The following is an 18,902-nucleotide window of genomic DNA, read 5'->3' on the forward strand; positions in this document are numbered from 1 at the left end:
ACAAAGAAAAAATATTTTTAGTAGTTAGTTATATAGCAATACTTGTTGTATTTATATTCTTAACTTATAGCATGACAATTAATAAAATTATTAATAACTAATTTGCAATTTTAAACTATTACGAATTAAGAATTGACAATTAATTCTCTACTTTTCCCTCACTATAATACCAGCATTCTTTTAAAACAGAATCTAATAAATAAAAATGAAAATATTGTTGATATGATTTAAAATTTAGAATTTAAAATTGAGGTTATAATTCACCTTCTTTGAATTATAACCTCAATTATCAATTATTTTTAGAGTCTATTAAATTGTAAGTCGAATTCTCCTTCACCTGTGTTATCAATATTTTCAAATGTTAGTGTCCATTCCCCTACTACCTTATCAAAGCTTTTTATTTCTTTTAAAGCTTTATCAGTTGTAACTTCCTCGCTCCATTGTATATTTCCATTTGGGTCTTTAAGTTCAAATTTAACTTTGCCTTTATTAAGAGTTAGATTTATTTCTAATTTCATTCTTTTAAAATCATCTTCAACATTATAAGTATAAATATCACTTATTTCAGTACCTTCTTTAATAGTATTATGTGCTGAACTTTTATTTCTCACTACACATCCTGTCATTATCGAAAAAACTATTCCAATTATAATTGCGAAACTTAAATTTCTTTTCATCTTATTTTCACCTCCCACCAAAAGGTAATATACATTTATTGCTATATACACATATTTATTATATACTTTTTCAACTATACGTAGTCCAGTAAATATTAATAAACTATATGAAATATCATAAATTGACGAATTCCTTTATATTATAAAAAATCTATTATAATTAAAAATTTTATGGTTTATAGTACTATATATCATAATTATGCTAAGATAAAAGAATTTAAAAGTATTCAAGCACTATTTATATTAACAATGTTAATTTTCCATTTTAAGTAATCATTAATAATAGATACTGTATAATAATAATATGAATACTGAATAAGTATATTGAGTAATTCATTAAGTATAAATAAAAGGGGGAGAATTAAGTGAAAAAAAATAAATTTATCATGCTCACTCTTTCAGCATGTTTAATAGGGATAATAATCTATTATCTTAATACTTACAAAGTTGGTAACATAGATAATGTTAGTGAAGGTTTTGTAAAATCAGAAATTTATAGTGAAGAGGAAATTAAAGATGCAATGAATATTGTTAAGAAAAAATTTGAAAAAGATTTTAAAGGGTGTATATTAACAGATTTATGGTATGGTGAAAATATAAGTAGGCGTTCAGAATCAGAATGGGCAAAACAATATAATGCAGATGAAGCAATAATTTTATTATCAAACTTTAATGTAGGTTCTTCTGGTATGGATGGATCACTAAATCCTAATACAACTTACTGCGAATGGCAATGGATTTTAGTTCGCAATAACTCAAATGACAAATGGTCACTTAAAACATGGGGATATTAATAAAATTAATTTTATTAATGTTTCAACTGAAGAATCAACCGAAGATAAATACTATATAATAATAAAAAAAGAGTGAAAGAATTGCCGATATAATTTATAATTTTAAATTTAAAATTCGGGTAATAATTAACCTACGTTGAATTATAAAAAATAAAAAGAGAAATTCTTTCGAATTTCTCTTTTTATCCATTATACATTGTCAATTATTAGTTGAATTCTATTCTTTCACTGAAATTTGAAATCTCTATTTCAAATAAATTTTCATTCTTTCATTTCTTAATTCTTTCACTAATTCTTAAGTTCTTCCACAGCTTTTCTTGTTATTCTAAGTTTTTCTTCTACGCCTTTTAGGTTTGTTTTTGCCATTCCTATAAACAGCATATCTATTATTGAAAGTTGTGATATTCTTGAACTCATTGCACCTTCTCTTAAAGTCTTTTCTACAAAAGGTACTTGCAGTACTATATCTGATATATCTGCTAATGTATTGTTTATACTAGCTTTTGTAATTGCTATAACTGGAACTTTAGCTTTTTTAGCATTTTCTGCACATTTTATTACTTCTTTTGTTTCTCCAGAATAAGATATAGCTATTGCTACATCTCCTTTCTCCATAAGTGCTGAGGATGTAATTTGAAGATGTGTATCAGAATGTGCAATACATCTCTTATTTATTCTACTTAACTTATAATAAAAGTCCATTCCTACCAAACTAGAAACTCCTACGCTAAATATATATATATTTTTAGCACCATTAAGAACATCTATAGCTTTTTCCAATTCCTCTTCTTTTAAAGTACTAATTGTTTGATTCATAATTGAATCTATGGATTTCTTTATACCATGAATTATATTTTGGGTTGATAAATCACCATGTAGATATTCAAAATCTGTATTTTCTTCATCACTTTGCAAGTTTATTGATAGCTGTAATTTCATTTCATTAAGTGAATCAAAGCCTATCTTTTTTGAAAATCTTACAACTGTTGGAGCTGAAGTATTTGTAATATCTCCTATTTCCTTTGCTGACATACCTATAATGCTTTTTTTATTGCTAAGTAAGTACTCAGCTATTAATTTTTCTCTATCTGTAAAGCTCTCGAAGTTCTGTTTTATATACTGCAATACGTTCATTTTCACACCCTACTATTCTTTGATTTATTTATTAACTATATTAAAGTGAAATTTCTTTGCACCTTGTATATATTTTAATAAATATATATCCTTTTGTAAAATAGAAGCTACAATATTTGTTCTGAAATCTTTATCTTGATTTGTTTTTAATATTTGAAGTTCACCCATATATCTCATATAGTCTTTATTATCTATTGAAATATCTCCAAATTTCTTATTTACTGTATTAAATGGCTCAATAACATCACCATTTAATATTAATCTACTTTCACTTGCTCTAATAGCATCTCTAGCCTCATCTGTTCTGGCTGTATAAACTTTATCTAGAATTCTAAGTATTACTTTATCTTTAGTTTTTACTTCTATATCCAACTCTATAGTATTTGGATCTAAAGATGCTAAATCCTTTAGTTCTTCTAAACTAGGAAGAGAATCTCCTATAAAAACAGATTTATTTCCTAAAGCAAATAAATGATTAGCAGCTTCTCTTACTTCCATCCCCCTATGATCTTCAAGAGTTGGCAATCCATCCTTTAATGGGCTTCTTTTTCTGTTATTTGATTGTACAAAGGCACAAGGATTTATATTTCTTTTACTAAGGATATTATTTTTATTTATCATACATTCTTCTGAAATTGCAGTTCCAACTCTTGGATAGAAATTATGCAATGCATCTACATTACTATAGTCTGGTGACCATTTATCAAGTTCATCAAAAAACTCTTCTGTAATAGTTGAAGCATTTAATTGAATTTTAATTCCATATTCATTTCTACTCATTTTAGCTATATCTTCTTCACTATAGCCAAAATCTATCCTTATAGTTTTAACTCCCATATCCCTTAAACCCTTTAAATCCATGTCTTCTAAATCTAAAAATTTAAAAGTATTAGGTGATATATCACTAATTATGTCCATATCATATTCCTTAGCTAAAGCAAAGAATTCTCTAACTTCTTTCTTTAAAACTTCATAATTAGCCTCTGGTATATGAAGAGAAGTAAAAATTCTACTAAAGCCTAAGCTATGAGCATCCTTTAGCAATTGAATATTTTCTTCCTTAGTATTATCTAATCCAAAATAAACTGAAAATCCATAACTCATATTAACACTCTCCTTAATTGAATTTATAATTAAAAGTGAACTAGTGAAAAAGTTAAGGATAATAATTTGTCACAATTTAAAGTGAATAATTTAGAACTTAAAATAAAAGATTTTATCCTTAACTTTTTCACTCTTTCATTTCTTCATTCTTGCATTTTTATTTAGACTTTTTTAAGTTATTACTTATATCCCTTAATACCTTAGGATACATTTCTCTCCATGTTGGCCAAGCGTGAGTCCCTTGATCTTCACATTCATATTTTACATTAAATCCAAAGTTTTTAATAAAACTAATAAAGTTTTCAATGTTCTTATAGTTTATTACTTCATCTGCCTTTCCATAATAAACAAAAATATCTATATCTTTTGATTTAACCTTTTCAATCAAGTTTTTATATGAATTCTCATAATACTTCTCTTCTAATGGACTCCCATAAATACTGTTATCTTTTTCTATAACATCCCAAATTGCTGGTGACATTAAACCAACTGAAGAAAACATATTACTATTACTTAATGCAATACTCAATGATCCAAATCCACCCATAGAAATTCCCGCTATAGCTCTATTATTTTTATTGCTTAAAGTTCTATACTTAGAATCTATTAATGGAATTAAATCATTAATTATTGCACTCTTCATTTTAAAAGTTGGACCATCTACATAATAACTATTAAATCCATCTACAAATACTACTATCATAGGTTCAATTTCTTTATCACCAATTAACTTATCTAGTATTGATTTTGAATCTATTCTAGTTTCATCAGTTGTATTAGTAACATTTCCACCCCATCCATGTAAAACATAAAGCACTGGATACTTTTTGTTTAACTTTTCCTCATACTCTTTAGGAAGATATACTCTATGATTCCAATGTATTTTCATTGTATCAGACCACTTAGTATCTGCTATTACTTGAGATGTCTTTTCTTCTAATTTGCTTTTATCTTCAACTTTTGTTTGCCCTATAGATTCTAAATTATTACCCATTTCACACCCTCTAAATTTAAATATTTTAGTATTAAATACTAATAGAATTTAAAATTCTATATTTTAAATTAAAAGGCTGTCCTCGACAGCCTTTTAATCTATTTTTCATAACTCATCTCGCTGAGTTATTTCCCTAATTATCTTTTATAAATTATTGGTTATTTCTTATTCTACTGGATCTTCAAATCCAAGCATTTCTGTAAATAAATATCCTGCTACATATGATACAAGTACTCCTATTAAGAAAACAAGCATTTTTCCATCTGCTATTAATAATGCAAGTGGTAATCCTGAAACTCCAATTGCAACTGATCCAACTTTTAGGAATGCCATTATAGCTCCACCAACTCCAGCTCCTAAACAAGCGCCTAAGAATGGTTTTCCTAGTGGTAAAGTTATACCATATATTAATGGTTCTCCAATTCCTAAGAATCCTGGTACTAATCCATTTTTAGCTGTCTTCTTTAATCTTTCATTTTTTGTTCTTCTAAGAACTGCTATAGTAGCTCCAACTTGAGCCATACCTGCTGTTGCTAATATTGGAAGTAATACTGTATATCCTACATTTGCTATTAAATCTGCATGTATTGGAGTTAATGCTTGGTGCATTCCTGTCATAACTAATGGTAAGAATAATGCTCCTGAAACTGCTCCTGAAATTACTGATACAAACATATTATCTGATGCAATTGTTTGAGCAACTATAGCTCCTATTGAGTCAGAAATAAATCCACCAACTGGTTGAAGAATAAATAAAGCTGCTAATACTGATAAAGTTAATGTAAGTAATGGTGTTACAAATAAATCTAACACATCTGGTACAAACTTTCTGCAAGCCTTTTCTATATAAACCGCTAAAACTACAACTAATATAACTGAAATAATACCGCCTCTACCTGGTGTTAAAGGTTTACCCAAAAGAGTAATGTTAGCTAATGTTGCTGATGAAAGTATTCCACCTAATACTCCACCCATCATTGGCATATCTGAGCCAAATTCCTTAGCTGCATTTACACCTACTAAAATTGAAAGAATTGAGAATACACCGTTACCTATAAGTCCGATAATTTGACCTGCTGTAGTTGTCTTATATGCATCGCCAAATTGTACACCACAAATATTATTAATTGCTAAAACAAGTCCGCATGCTACGAATAAAGGTATTAAAGGAATAAATACGTTTCCTAATTTTTTAAGTATATTTTTAAACTTAGTATCATTTTTTGCTTTTAATTTTTCTTTTGTTGCCTTAACAGCATCTTCTCCTAAAACAACCGGCTTTCCAACTATTTTACTAACTTCTGCTGTTACTTTATTAACCTTACCTGGACCATATACTATTTGTAATTGTCCTTCTGCATTAACTACTCCTAAGGCACCTTCTGACTTTTTAATCTTTTCGATATCAGCTTTTGAGTAATCTCTAAGTTCTAATCTGCAGCGAGTCATACAGTTCGCTACAGATTTTATGTTTTCTTTTCCACCTACTAATTCAACTAAATTTTTAGCTATTTCAGCATTTGTCATTTTACGTCCCTCCATTTTAAATTTAAATTTTTATACATTCTTTAATGCTTCAGCTATATATCCATTATTATTATCAAGTATAGCTTTAGCTTCATCTTTATTTAGCTTTGATAATATCATAAATATTGAAAGCTTAACATCGAAGTTTGTTTCTGTTAATACTTTTTCTGCTTCTTCTCTTTGTGCTCCAGTTGCTTCACAAACTATCTTTTTTGCTCTTTCAACTAGCTTTTCATTAGTTGCTCTTACATCTACCATTAAGTTTCCATAAACTTTTCCAAGTTTAATCATTGTTCCTGTAGATAACATATTTAGAACTAATTTTTGAGCTGTTCCAGATTTTAATCTTGTTGAACCTGTTATTACTTCTGGTCCTACTACTGGAGCGATTGAAATCTTAGCTGCTTTTGAAACCTCTGAATCAGCATTACATGTAACTGCTACAGTTAATGCACCTATTTCATTTGCATAATTTAATCCACCAATTACATAAGGTGTTCTTCCTGATGCGGCTAATCCAACAACTGTATCATTTTCATTTAGATTCTTAAACTTTAAATCCTCTACAGCTAACTCTTTTGAATCTTCAGCACCTTCTTTAGCTCTAAAAATAGCTTCTTGTCCCCCTGCTATAATTCCTTGAACCAACTCTTCTGATACCCCATATGTAGGTGGGCATTCAGATGCATCTAATATTCCAAGTCTTCCTGAAGTTCCTGCTCCTATATAGATTAATCTACCCCCTTTATGCATTCCTTCTACTATTCCATCTATAGCTTTTGCAATCTTTGGTAATTCTGCTTCAACTGCTTCTGCGACCTTTTTATCTTCATTATTAATTTTTTTTACCATTTCTAAGGTTGAAACCTTGTCTATATCTATGGTATCTTGATTTCTACTTTCTGTTGTTAATTTTTCTAAGTTTATTTTATTCATATAAATACCTCCGAAATAAAGTATAAATTTCTAGCTTTTTGACGACGTTTTCATCACAATATTATATTACCACTATTGAAATGATATTTCAATACCTTTAGTAAAAATATTTTATTTTATTTCAGATATATGTTTTTATTAAAAATAAAAAGATTAGGATAAAGATTTCACTTCATTATCCTAATCTAATAATTTTACATAACTATTGTGCTAATTATTTGCTTATTAAATATTAAAAAATTCAGTAAACAGTTTAATAGTATAATAATTATCTTTTACAGCTGCTAACTCTCTTATAGAATGCATTGAAAGTAATGGTGCACCCATATCCATAACTGGAATTGTTAATAATGATGATGTTATTGGTCCTATAGTAGTTCCACCCCTTACATCTGATCTATTAAAGAACTTTTGATAAGGAACTCCTGCTGATTTACAAAGGCCTTCAAATATAGCTGCATTGTAACTATCAGTACTATAACTTCCTGATGCTGCAGTCTTTAATACTGGTCCATTACCTAAAACAGGTCTATTTGTTGGATCATGTTTTTCTTCAGCATTTGGATGTACAGCATGAGCTAAATCTGCAGATATCATTATTGAATTTGATAATGCTCTATGCATGCCTTCTCTATCTTTTCCTAAAGCTAACGTTATTCTTTCCAATATATTTAATAATAATGCTGAATTAGCACCTTGAGCTGTAAGGCTTCCAATTTCTTCATTATCTATACAAACCATAACCTTAGTTGATTTATTAGTTTTACTATCTATCAATGCTTTAATTCCTGCATAAACCATCCACATATCATCTAATCTTCCTGATGATATAAATTCTTCATTTAATCCTGCTAAACATCCTTTTTCTACTTCATGTAACCCTAAGTCAAAGCCTAATATTTCACTTGCATCCACCTTTAATTCTTCAGCTAAAAGATTAACTAGATATCCATTTTTCTCAAACTTTTCGTTTATTAAGCTTAATAAAGGTAATGTATCCTTTTGCTTATTTACTGCAAATCCATCATTAACAGCTCTATTCATATGAATAGCAACACTTGGTATTATAAGAATTGGTTTATTAATATTAACAAGCTTAACTTCTGGATTTATAGGTGATTTACCTTTTAATGTAACTTTTCCTGCTAAACCTAATGGTCTATCAAACCATGTATAAAGTATTGGTCCACCATATCCCTCAGTATTAAGCTTTAGATACTTACCTTCTGAAACCATTTCTGGATTTGCTTTTATTCTAAATCCAGGTGAATCAGTATGAGCACCGATTAATCTAAATCCATCTTCCTCAATATCTCCATTCCCAACAGTGAAAGCTATTAAAGCTGAATCATTTTTTATAACATAATACTTTCCTTCTTTTTTTAAGTCCCACTTTTCATTTTCTTTTACTTCATTAAAACCATTTGAATCTAACTCTTCTTTTATAGTTTTAACTGAATGATATGCAGTTGGACTTTTATATAAAAAGTCTATTAAATCTAATGCTAGTTGTTTTTCCATTTTAATTCCTCCTAAAGTAAAGATTAATACTATTATACCATATTTATGAAAATATACTTATGTAATAAATTACTACTTAAACTTAATGATATCTATTAATTAGGCTAATTCTTCATTTAATGGTTTAAAGTGTTAAAATATAAGTTGGTGAAGATAAATAGACTCTGGAATAAGCATATATCGAACAATTAGAAGTACTTGGTGAAGGAAAAGCTACTAGACCTTAGTCTTGTTGGTTTGTTTGAGCGTAGCGAATTAACCAAAACTCTTGGCCTAGTAGTTTTTCTAATTGAGAGCATGTATTGACAAAGAGTATAACGAAACGTTATATCCTTTCAAACCATTTATTTTACTTTTGTCAATAATATTTTTATATAAAATTTACTATCTATCATATATATCAAGCTTATTATTTTAGCTTTTTTAAATAGGCTCTATTTTAAAATAATGTTGATAATATATATAGAATTTAAAAGACCAGCTATTTCTAACTCACTGGTCTTTAGTTCGTAATAGTTTACTATTTTGAACTAACTACTTATTATTTCTGTCTCGTAATTCTAGACTTTTTTACTCCAATATACATAACAATAATTGGCAAGATGCCAAATACAAGCATAATGTAAGGATTAGTGGTGCTTATTTCATAAACTAGGGACACGCAGTATCCATAATATAAACTATACAACTGCCATAATTCTGAATTTAGTAGAATTTGAGTTCCACCTGTTAAATCAATAGAAAACGCAATGAACCATAAAACTATGCCTATTAACCCAATTATACTAAATGATAAGATGTTTTTTATGATAGATGATTGATTGGTTAAAAACTTCATGCTGAAATGATAGTATAAAAATAATAAAACTATAATAATTAAAAAAGAAGCTCCAAGCATAGAAAAATGATGTTGATTAGCAGCTTCCTCGGATACCCACTTCGCAGCATGAGTATGAAAAAGCATAGAAATTATAAATGATAATATGCTAATCACTATATGAATTAATAGAGCCTTAATATTATTTTTAATCATTTTTATCTCCTTCTAAAATTAAAATTAATGAATCGATAAAATCACTTATTACTCAATTTAATACAATTGCGTAATAATATATATATATTATACATTTATTGGGAATATAATGCTGCAAAGAATGGAATTAATATATTAAATAATGTAAGTATATTTATTGAATTTATTCTAATTGAAATTAGTATATTTTAGTATATAATAATGATTATATGTATAAGAGTAATGTAAATACAGTTAAAAATTATTATTGAATAGATAACCACTTCATTGGGAAAATATTATATAGATAGGAGTGATAAGATGATTTCTAAATTTCTAGTTAAATCTTTCATTAAAAATAGTGAAAATACAAAGGATTCAAGGGTTCGTAATTCTTATGGAACCTTAGGTGGAATTGTTGGAATCATAATAAATTTTATTTTATTTTTAATAAAATTTTCAGTTGGAATGTTAGTTGGCTCTATTGCCATTTCTGCTGATGCATTTAATAATTTATCTGATGCAGCATCATCTATAATTACCATAATTGGTTTTAAAATGTCAAACAAGCCTGCTGATGCAGAGCATCCTTTTGGACATGGTAGGATAGAATATTTATCTGCTCTTTTAGTAGCCTTTATGGTAATGCTTGTAGGAGTACAATTTGTTAAGTCATCTGTTGAAAGAATTTTAAATCCAGAAGTCATAACTTTTGAACTTGTTCCATTTATATTACTTTTAGTTTCAATTGGTTTTAAAGTATGGTTATCATCCTTTAATAAATTTATAGGAAATAAAATAAATTCATCTGCTTTAAAGGCTGCTGCAACTGATGCACTTGGTGATGTTTTTACATCTAGCACTGTTGTAATATCATTTTTATTAGCAAAATTCACAAGCTTTCCTATTGATGGATATATAGGTGTATTTGTAGCTCTGGCTATCTTATATGCAGGTTTTGGATTAGTAAAAGAAACATTAAATCCATTACTTGGAGAAGCTCCAGATCCTGAGCTTGTAAGTGAAATCTGTGAAAAAGTATTATCTTATCCACATATTTCAGGTGTTCATGATCTTATAGTTCATAACTATGGTCCTGGAAGAATTATAGCTTCACTACATGCCGAAATTCCATCTGATATAGATATAATGGAAATTCATAATGTGATAGATAAAGCAGAAAGAGAAGTTTCAAGAGATCTTAATTTACATTTAGTTATACACATGGATCCAATTTGTGTTATAACTGATGAAATTAAAGAAGCATGGGATTATGTTGAAAAAATACTTAGAAAATATCCTGAAATAAAATCAATGCATGATTTCAGAATAGTTGGTGAAGGTGAAATAAAAAACCTAATATTTGATATAGTATTAGAAGCAGCCGAATCAGGTAATAAGAAGAAACAAGAAAAAATGCTAGTAGATATAAAGGATGCAATAAAAAAAGAGCACCCTCAATATAATTGTGTTATTACTATAGACTATGACTTCATGTAATTAACAATGAATAATTGAAAATTGATAATGGGCAATGGCAATTGATAGTTCATAATTAATAATGAAGAAATGAAAATTTATTTGAAATATATATTTCAAATTTCAATTAAAAAATTAGTGAAAAAACTCCTACGGAGTTTAGAAAGTTAAAAAGAGAAACTCCTAAGAATTTCTCTTTTTATTTTTTCATTTTTTCATTTCTTCTATTGCTTCTTCAGTGACTTTATTTCCAGAACTTATATATGCTAATAAGCAAGCTCCTAAATCTGGACTTAGCTTTGGTTCTACTAGTTCAGCATTATGTCCCTTTAAATATTCTCTTAATGGTTTTAGGATTAATTCCCCACTTTTGAATACTCCGCCTGTATATGAAACCTTAACCATATCTTCATCATAATTTTTTAATAGAGTTTTTATCATTTCTGCCATTTCTTTTGCAGCTTCATTAAAGATTGCTATTGCACCTTCATCTCCACATTCAGCGGCATCAGAGCATAATCTAGCAAGCTTTGCTATTTCTCCTCTATCACCTTTTAATTTTTCATTTACATAGGAAACTATTTCAAAATCAGTCTTTAACTCAAGTTCTTTTTTAAATATTTCATATAATGGTGCTTTTTTTAATCTTCCATCACTTTGCTTACTAAATAATGCTAATGATTTTTTACCTATCCAATATGCTGAAGCTTCATCACCTATGGAGTACCCCCATCCACCGCATCTTAGAACTTTTTCATCTTTTAGTGCTAAGGCTATTGAACCTGTGCCTGCAACAACATTTATTCCATCTTCACCAGCTAGTGCCCCTGCTATTGCAACTCTAACATCATTATTTAAGATATAGTCCATTCCATTAAATACTCTTGAAACTACCTTTGCTATTCCTTCTGCAATTTCTTTTACTATTCCATAGCCTGCTAATCCTAGATAACTTTTTGTAATTTCTTTTTTAGAAATATTACTAGAACTTATTATTTCCTCTAATCCTTCTCTCAGTAATTTTTCTAAATTCTCAAATCCTATTTGTGTTGGATGACAAGTTCCCTTTATAACTCTATTAATAACATTTCCAGTTTCATTTATTAACGTAAAACAAGTCTTAGTTCCACCACCATCTATTCCTAAAAAATACATAGATTAACCTCCAATTATTTAATTAAGTTGAAGTTAAATTTTTGCCATGGTCTAATACAATCTAAAATGAATATTTCTTCTTCCTTTATATGACCTACAACATTTGATTTACCACTATTTTTCATATCATTTAAAGCAATTTGTAGCTCTCCTGCATAGTGTCCATATTCACTACTTTCTATAACTACATCTCCCTTTTTAATTATTTCAGGAGCATTAAATAATTTAAAGTCATGTCCCTTATACTTAACTCTACTTTGAGTAGACCTAATTAAATTATCTGAGAAATCTCCTCTATTAAAATGCATTTCTTCAAATAATATCTTCTGCTCTATTTCAGGAACTCCATCTACAAGCTCTAAATCAAAAGTTACCATATCTTTTCTCATAGATCCTAACTTTTTCATTTCCTCTTCTGTAGGATAACAATTTGATATTATTATGTCATTGATATTACCTAATGCTATTAAGTGTTTAGCTTGAACGTCTATTGGTAAGTTACGATGAATTTCTAAAGTTGGAAGTCCATCTGTAACAGGCCATGGGCCAAATGTTCCTTCATTTTGACTTGTTATAAATGCAGCTGTTCTTAATCCGTATTTATTAAATCTTTCTGTACATCTCATAAAATGATCGAAATTTAAACCACTATATCTATGTGGATAAAAATTATGACAAGCAATTAAATTATCTTTATTAGGCATATAATTCATTATTGTATCTATATAATTAGTATTATTACTCATATTAATTTCAATTTTAAGATTTTCATCATTAAATGTCATTAATGATTCCTCTGAACCAGTAAATCCCATATCTAACCTTAAGCCATCTGCTCCAATTTCCTTAAAAAAGCTTAAGTCCTTATAGCTTATTCCCAATTCATCAAACACTCTTGGACTTACGTCTACTATAATTTCAAATCCTTTTGATTTTGCATATTCATTTATTTTTTTGAAGTTCTTTTTTATATTTTCTTTAGTATCATCTACTGAAAGCAAACATGAAAATATTCTACTAAATCCATATTCACTTGCTTTATCTATATATTTATAAATTTCTTCTTCTGTAGTTTTTTCTGGATAGATTGATATTCCTAATTTTCCCATAAAATTCACCTCTATTTTAAATAAAGTGGTGAATTACTTCACCACTTTTTTATTTTTTTAATTTTTTATATTATGCATTTAAACTTTTGTTTAGTGCTTCTAAAGCTTCACCTTTTTCTTCTGCTAATAATTTATTGTCATACATTTTAACAAATGGATAGTACATTACTACTGATATTATAATACAAATAACATTTAATACAGCAGCTCTCCAGTCTCCACCTGTAGCTAGATAAGCTCCAATTGGTCCTGGTAATGTCCAAGGTGCAATCAATTGAACCCTATTGATTAATCCAAATGTGGTAGCAAACCATGCCACTGTACCTGTAACTAATGGTACAGTTATAAATGGTATAATTAATGTTGGATTTAATACTATTGGAGCACCAAACACTATAGGTTCATTTATATTAAATATACCTGGTACTAAAGCTGCTCTACCTATTTGCTTACCATAAGTAGATTTACCACCAAATGCTAAAGCTAAAATTAAACCTATAGTACATCCTGAACCCCCAATATATAAGAACCATTGGAAGAAAGGTTCTGCTGCTATTGCTGTTAAAGAAGTTCCAGCAGCTGCTGCAGCTGAGTTTTGTTCTAATAAAATTAACCATACTGGTCTTGCAATAGAGCCAACTACTGATGCACCATGAATACCAAATGACCAGAAGAAATCTTGTAAGATTGCTAATATCCAAACACTTGGCAAAGTATCACTTGCTTTTACAAGTGGAGTAACTATTTTCCCAATAAATCCATGCCAATCAAAGCCTACATAATATGTTATTGAACCAATTAATAAAACTATAATTGCTGCAGGTGTTAGAGCTTCAAAGCTTCTAGCAACTGATGGTGGAACTTGTTCAGGCATTGAAATTTTAAATCCACTCTTATTAGTAAATCTAAATATTTCAACAGCTAGTATTGATACTATAATACCAACGAACATTCCGCCTCCACCCATGTTTGCCATAGGCATTTGGAATCCTTGTGGAACTCCTTGATACCATTTTAAAAGATCTGGATTTCCATTAACTATTTCCATTAACTCTGGAGTTAAAGCTGCTACACTCTTTGGAACAAGTGTTAATAAAAACGCTGCTGCTGATAATGTTCCTCCAGTAACTCCATCAAGTTTATAAGATTTTGCTAAACTATAGCCTATACCCCAACAAGCATATACTGTCATAATATACATTGTCATTCTATATGGTAGTACTATTGTAGCTGCATTAGCTTTTAGGGTTTTATAAATCCCCCAGCTTTCTGGTAATGGTGGGTTTGCAATTATTAAGAAAAATGATCCCACAATAATTAATGGTAAAGTAGCTATAATACCGTCACGCACAGCACGTAAATGACGTTGCTCTGCTAGTTTTGCCATAGGCGTAGATAACTTCTTGTCTAAGAAATCAGCAAAACTGTTCATAATTTAATTCCCCCTTATAATAAATAAAATAAAAAGTAAATATATAAAGCTTGTATGAAACTATTTTGCTTCTACAAGTTCTTTAACTTGTTTAAATAGCTTTGGTCCTCCTAATGGACTATAAGCTTGAGGTTGTATTAATGCACATGGAACATTTTCAGCATCTGCATATTCCTTCAAGTACTCAAAACGATGTCTAATTTGTGGTGCTACCATTGCAACATCATATCCTCCCTTAACCTCTTCTTCAAATTCTTGTGTACTTACGGCTTTTACTTCCATATCTACACCATTTTTTTCTGCTTCCTTCTTCAGTGCATTAACTGCTATTGCACTTGACATACCTTGTGAACATACGAATAATACTTTCATAAATAATACCTCCAAATTTTTATAATTAATTATTGACATTTAGTTTATAAATTAAGTAATTCATTAATTTTATATAACGTTTTCACGCGTTATAACGTTTCCATAAGGTTTAGTATTTAAATAAAGAAATTTAAATACCTCCATAAATAAGTAATCACTCCAAATGAAAATCCAAAGAATGCATAGTTCATCCAAAAAGCCTTACAATATCCTCTTTTACTTTCAATAAAGAATCTTGAATAATTAACAGCAAAACTTGTTATAAATGTATTTCCTACTAATATACCAAAATTCATACTTACTCCAAAAATTCCTAATATCATTGGACATATAATAGTACCAGTTACCGCTCCTAATAATATAAAAAATGCGCTCTTAAATCCAAAGGTTGGTATATCATAATCTGTCTTTTTAGCCTTTAATTCGCTAACAACAGAATTTCTTTTCATAAGTCATAATACCTCCTTTATTTATAAATTAAATAAGTTTTATATATCTGCTATTTTTTTGTGTAATTTTATAATATGCTCTATTAGTGTTTTAGCTTCAATAGCTGTCATTAAATGATCTTGAGCATGTACAAATAGTACTGATACTTCTGTTTTTTCTCCTCTTGCTTCAGCTTGAATTATTCCTGTTTGTATTTTATGAGCTTCACCTAAACATACATCTGCTTCTTTTAAAAGTTCTTCTGCCTTATCAAAGTTTCCTTCTTCAGCAGCTGCTAAAGCTTCATAAGCTAGTCCCTTTGCTGTACCACCTTGACTAATAATTTCAAAGATTATTACTTCCATATCTTCTGCCATAAATATTCCTCCTATAATAAGTTTACGTTTACATAGACTGTTATTTTTTATTATACCTTTATTATACACTATTATTTTTTTATTTCAATAATATTTCAAAATTTTGAAATATTATTTTATTAAGGTATTAATTTTATTAATTTCCAATTATTTATTATTCATTTTTTATAAATATATAAAATTTATAATCAAGTTATATTTTTTCATTAAGCATCATATAATTTATTTATTTAATATTATGTGTACTATAGCAAAAATATAGGAGCATATAAATTTTATGCTCCTTTTTAATCTAAATATTAATACCATAGTATACCATTTTGTGCTTATACTTATATAATTCAATTAAGTTATCTTTAGTTTTTTCTTCATTTTCATAGTAATCTATAATATCTTTTATAGCATCATAAAATCCTAAACGAGTACTTTTCTTTAACTTCTTAATTCCATCTTTAATCAATTCACTATTTTTTTCATTTTTTCCTTTAAGTATCTCATTTTTTCCTTCTACAAATATACTTTTCGCTTGCTCAAAGCTATAACTTTTTTTATCAACACTATCGATTAAATTATCAAATTCATCTATTTTTCTTCCTCTTATATATAGATAATATTCTAGATTTGAATATGCTTTTGCTTCTCCTAAGGAAATAGCTTTAAGATAATATTCAATTGCATCTTCTTCTCTCTTATTAAATAATTTCTCTTCCGCTAACTCCCCTAGTAAGTTATATGCCTTAGCTTCATCTAAAATTAATAATTCTTCTATATATTCATTTGCTTTGCTATTAGATATCTCTACCCCTATCCCTTTTGAATAATAATAAGCAAGCTTTAAATTTCCTTCGACTATATTTATTTCCCTTAGAAGATATGCTCCTTCTAATGCCTTCTTATAATCTTTTTCTATTCCTATTCCCTTTTCATGAATTTCTATTATGTTTAATAATGCTTCAGTATTATATTCTTCTGCTGCTTTTTTATACCATTCTATAGCTTCTTTTGAGTTTGCCTTAACAAATATTCCATGCTTATACCAATTTCCAAGCTTTAGCATAGCTTTTTGAGATCCTTTTTCTGCAGCCTTTATAAAATACTTAAAAGCTTCCTCATTATTTTTTTCTACACCAAATCCATACACATGAAGTAATCCATAATAATATATAGCTTCTACCATCTCATTTTCCATAGCATAATTTATATATTCTAATAATTCATCTTCATTTATTTCTTTATCATTTAATAAATCAATTAGATACTCACTTGCAAGAGCTTCTGCTGCATAATATGATCCCTTTTCATAAGCCTTTTTTAAATATTCTAATCCTTTTTCTCTATTATCATTTAAATATGCAACTCCAATTACATACAAAGAATGAGGATCTTCACCTTCTATGGCAGCCTTCATATAAGTTAATGCTTTTTTCTTATCTATTTCAACTCCATCTCCGTTATAATACATTATTCCAAGTCTTTGAGTTGATTTTAAATCTCCATTGCCATGGCCCTTTAAATAATTTACTAATGCCATCTTTATATTATTATCTTCTTCATATAACTTACCAAGCTTATAATATAGGGATATATTTCCTGATTCTATACTTTTATCATATAGTGAAAAGGCTTTTTCTCTGTCTTCATCTACATATAGACCCCAATAATACATATCTCCTAGACTCTCAAGACAATTCATATCATCTTTTTCTACACCTTTTGATAAATAAAAGAAGGCTTTTTTATAATTAGTCTCTATAGCATTCCCTTCCAAATAAGATTGTCCTAAAATATAATAAGAGTCTTCAAAATCATTTTCTGCTGACTCTTCTAACCAGTAGTATGCTTTAAACACACTTTTCTCGCATCCTTCTCCATTCTTATAAAGATATGATAGTGCATATTGAGCTGGCGCAAATCCATTTTCTGCTGCCTCTCTATACCATTTAAATGAATACTCTAAGTTTTTTTCCACCTCTTCTCCTATGAAATACATATATCCTAATGAATATTGAGCAAATGCATTTCCTTTTAAGGCTGCCTTCTTATACCAATATAAGGCTTTTTCAATATCTTTTTCGCATCCATATCCCTTTTCCCAAAATAATCCTAGATAGCTTTCAGCATATTCACTGCCTTCTTCTGCTGCCTTCTCAAAATATTCTTTTGCTTTATAATAATCCTTTTCAACGTCTTTTCCTAAATAATACATTTCCCCAGCTAATAAGCACTCTTCTACTGAATTAATCTCATCATCATCTTCTTCTTCATATTCAACCTCATTTACTGAGTTCAATAAATCAATTTCAACATTTTCTTCATCCAATTCATCATAGTTTAAATACTTATCAAATATCTTTTTTTCATAGTCTGCTAATTTATCATAAAATAGAGAGTAATCCTCTTCTCCACAATTAATAACTAGCCAAACACAAGTTTCATAAATGACTTTTTGATCATTTAATAATTCTGCAAATTCCTTCTTCTTATTCATACTTACATCATCATCATCTAATATATCTTTTATATAATATAAGTCCTCTACATAATTAACTAGACACTTCATAAGTTCATATGGAATTATATCCTTTCTAGATAAATATTCAATATTTTCTACCAATGAGTTCTCACTATTATAAAACAACTTATTATTTAAATGTATTGTTATAATTATTTGATTAATTATTTTTACTAGCTTTGAGCATACTATTTTATAATCTTTTTCTTCACCTATTTTGTTTAAAATATAATACAAATCTCTAAATTCAAGTAATAAAAAATTGAAGTCAAATTTAAGTTTCATCATTCCCCCATAAACTATCTATTTAATTTCTTATTTATATTTTATTTATAGGA

17 protein-coding genes are annotated in these 18,902 nt (G+C 28.3%); 2 read left to right on the forward strand and 15 right to left on the reverse strand.

Going from position 1 to position 18,902, the window contains the following annotated elements; all coding sequences use genetic code 11:
• Positions 1-299: 299 nt before the first annotated feature.
• Complete coding sequence (locus I2E83_RS11305; protein ID WP_195429858.1) at positions 300-677, reverse strand: hypothetical protein; 378 nt, start codon at positions 675-677, stop codon at positions 300-302.
• Positions 678-1,042: 365 nt separating this feature from the next.
• Here I2E83_RS11305 and I2E83_RS11310 point away from each other — a divergent pair, with 365 nt between their 5' ends.
• A complete protein-coding gene (locus tag I2E83_RS11310) occupies positions 1,043-1,471 on the forward strand; it encodes a hypothetical protein (protein ID WP_195429859.1) in 429 nt (142 codons plus the stop codon).
• Positions 1,472-1,759: 288 nt separating this feature from the next.
• Here I2E83_RS11310 and I2E83_RS11315 read toward each other — a convergent pair whose 3' ends face one another.
• The 7 genes from I2E83_RS11315 to I2E83_RS11345 form a co-directional block, all read right to left on the reverse strand.
• A complete protein-coding gene (locus tag I2E83_RS11315; protein WP_195429860.1) occupies positions 1,760-2,605 on the reverse strand; it encodes a MurR/RpiR family transcriptional regulator in 846 nt (281 codons plus the stop codon).
• 24 nt (positions 2,606-2,629) lie between these two features.
• On the reverse strand, positions 2,630-3,709 hold the full coding sequence (locus I2E83_RS11320; RefSeq protein WP_195429861.1) for a MupG family TIM beta-alpha barrel fold protein: 1,080 nt from the start codon (positions 3,707-3,709) through the stop codon (positions 2,630-2,632).
• A 157-nt stretch (positions 3,710-3,866) separates the two neighbouring features.
• Complete coding sequence (locus I2E83_RS11325) at positions 3,867-4,703, reverse strand: alpha/beta hydrolase-fold protein (protein ID WP_195429862.1); 837 nt, start codon at positions 4,701-4,703, stop codon at positions 3,867-3,869.
• Positions 4,704-4,868: 165 nt separating this feature from the next.
• A complete protein-coding gene (locus tag I2E83_RS11330; RefSeq protein ID WP_195429863.1) occupies positions 4,869-6,230 on the reverse strand; it encodes a PTS transporter subunit EIIC in 1,362 nt (453 codons plus the stop codon).
• Positions 6,231-6,260: 30 nt separating this feature from the next.
• Positions 6,261-7,166, reverse strand: a complete 906-nt coding sequence (murQ, locus tag I2E83_RS11335; protein WP_195429864.1) for an N-acetylmuramic acid 6-phosphate etherase — start codon at positions 7,164-7,166, stop codon at positions 6,261-6,263.
• Positions 7,167-7,391: 225 nt separating this feature from the next.
• A complete protein-coding gene (locus I2E83_RS11340) occupies positions 7,392-8,687 on the reverse strand; it encodes a M18 family aminopeptidase (protein ID WP_195429865.1) in 1,296 nt (431 codons plus the stop codon).
• Positions 8,688-9,228: 541 nt separating this feature from the next.
• Positions 9,229-9,720, reverse strand: a complete 492-nt coding sequence (locus tag I2E83_RS11345) for a hypothetical protein (RefSeq protein ID WP_195429866.1) — start codon at positions 9,718-9,720, stop codon at positions 9,229-9,231.
• A gap of 300 nt (positions 9,721-10,020) precedes the next feature.
• On the opposite strand from I2E83_RS11345, the gene I2E83_RS11350 reads away from it, so the two are divergent.
• A complete protein-coding gene (locus tag I2E83_RS11350) occupies positions 10,021-11,199 on the forward strand; it encodes a cation diffusion facilitator family transporter (protein WP_195429867.1) in 1,179 nt (392 codons plus the stop codon).
• A 186-nt stretch (positions 11,200-11,385) separates the two neighbouring features.
• On the opposite strand, the gene I2E83_RS11355 is transcribed toward I2E83_RS11350, so the two are convergent.
• The 7 genes from I2E83_RS11355 to I2E83_RS11385 all read right to left on the reverse strand — a co-directional run bounded on the left by I2E83_RS11355 (position 11,386) and on the right by I2E83_RS11385 (position 18,849).
• Positions 11,386-12,333, reverse strand: a complete 948-nt coding sequence (locus I2E83_RS11355) for a BadF/BadG/BcrA/BcrD ATPase family protein (protein WP_195429869.1) — start codon at positions 12,331-12,333, stop codon at positions 11,386-11,388.
• Positions 12,334-12,347: 14 nt separating this feature from the next.
• Positions 12,348-13,442: a MupG family TIM beta-alpha barrel fold protein gene (locus I2E83_RS11360; RefSeq protein WP_195429871.1), complete on the reverse strand. Its 1,095-nt coding sequence runs from the start codon at positions 13,440-13,442 to the stop codon at positions 12,348-12,350.
• A 70-nt stretch (positions 13,443-13,512) separates the two neighbouring features.
• Entirely contained in the window at positions 13,513-14,874 is a 1,362-nt protein-coding gene (locus tag I2E83_RS11365) for a PTS sugar transporter subunit IIC (protein WP_195429873.1), read from the reverse strand.
• A 60-nt stretch (positions 14,875-14,934) separates the two neighbouring features.
• Positions 14,935-15,246, reverse strand: a complete 312-nt coding sequence (locus tag I2E83_RS11370; RefSeq protein WP_195429875.1) for a PTS sugar transporter subunit IIB — start codon at positions 15,244-15,246, stop codon at positions 14,935-14,937.
• Positions 15,247-15,362: 116 nt separating this feature from the next.
• Positions 15,363-15,695, reverse strand: a complete 333-nt coding sequence (locus I2E83_RS11375) for a hypothetical protein (protein ID WP_195429877.1) — start codon at positions 15,693-15,695, stop codon at positions 15,363-15,365.
• Between the two features lie 39 nt (positions 15,696-15,734).
• Positions 15,735-16,052 (reverse strand): PTS lactose/cellobiose transporter subunit IIA, encoded by a 318-nt coding sequence (locus I2E83_RS11380; RefSeq protein WP_195429878.1) that lies wholly within the window; start codon positions 16,050-16,052, stop codon positions 15,735-15,737.
• Positions 16,053-16,344: 292 nt separating this feature from the next.
• Positions 16,345-18,849, reverse strand: a complete 2,505-nt coding sequence (locus I2E83_RS11385; protein WP_195429880.1) for a tetratricopeptide repeat protein — start codon at positions 18,847-18,849, stop codon at positions 16,345-16,347.
• Positions 18,850-18,902 lie beyond the last annotated feature (53 nt).

Origin of the sequence: Clostridium sp. D46t1_190503_E9, assembly GCF_015555225.1 — a bacterium.
GTDB lineage: Bacteria > Bacillota > Clostridia > Clostridiales > Clostridiaceae > Clostridium.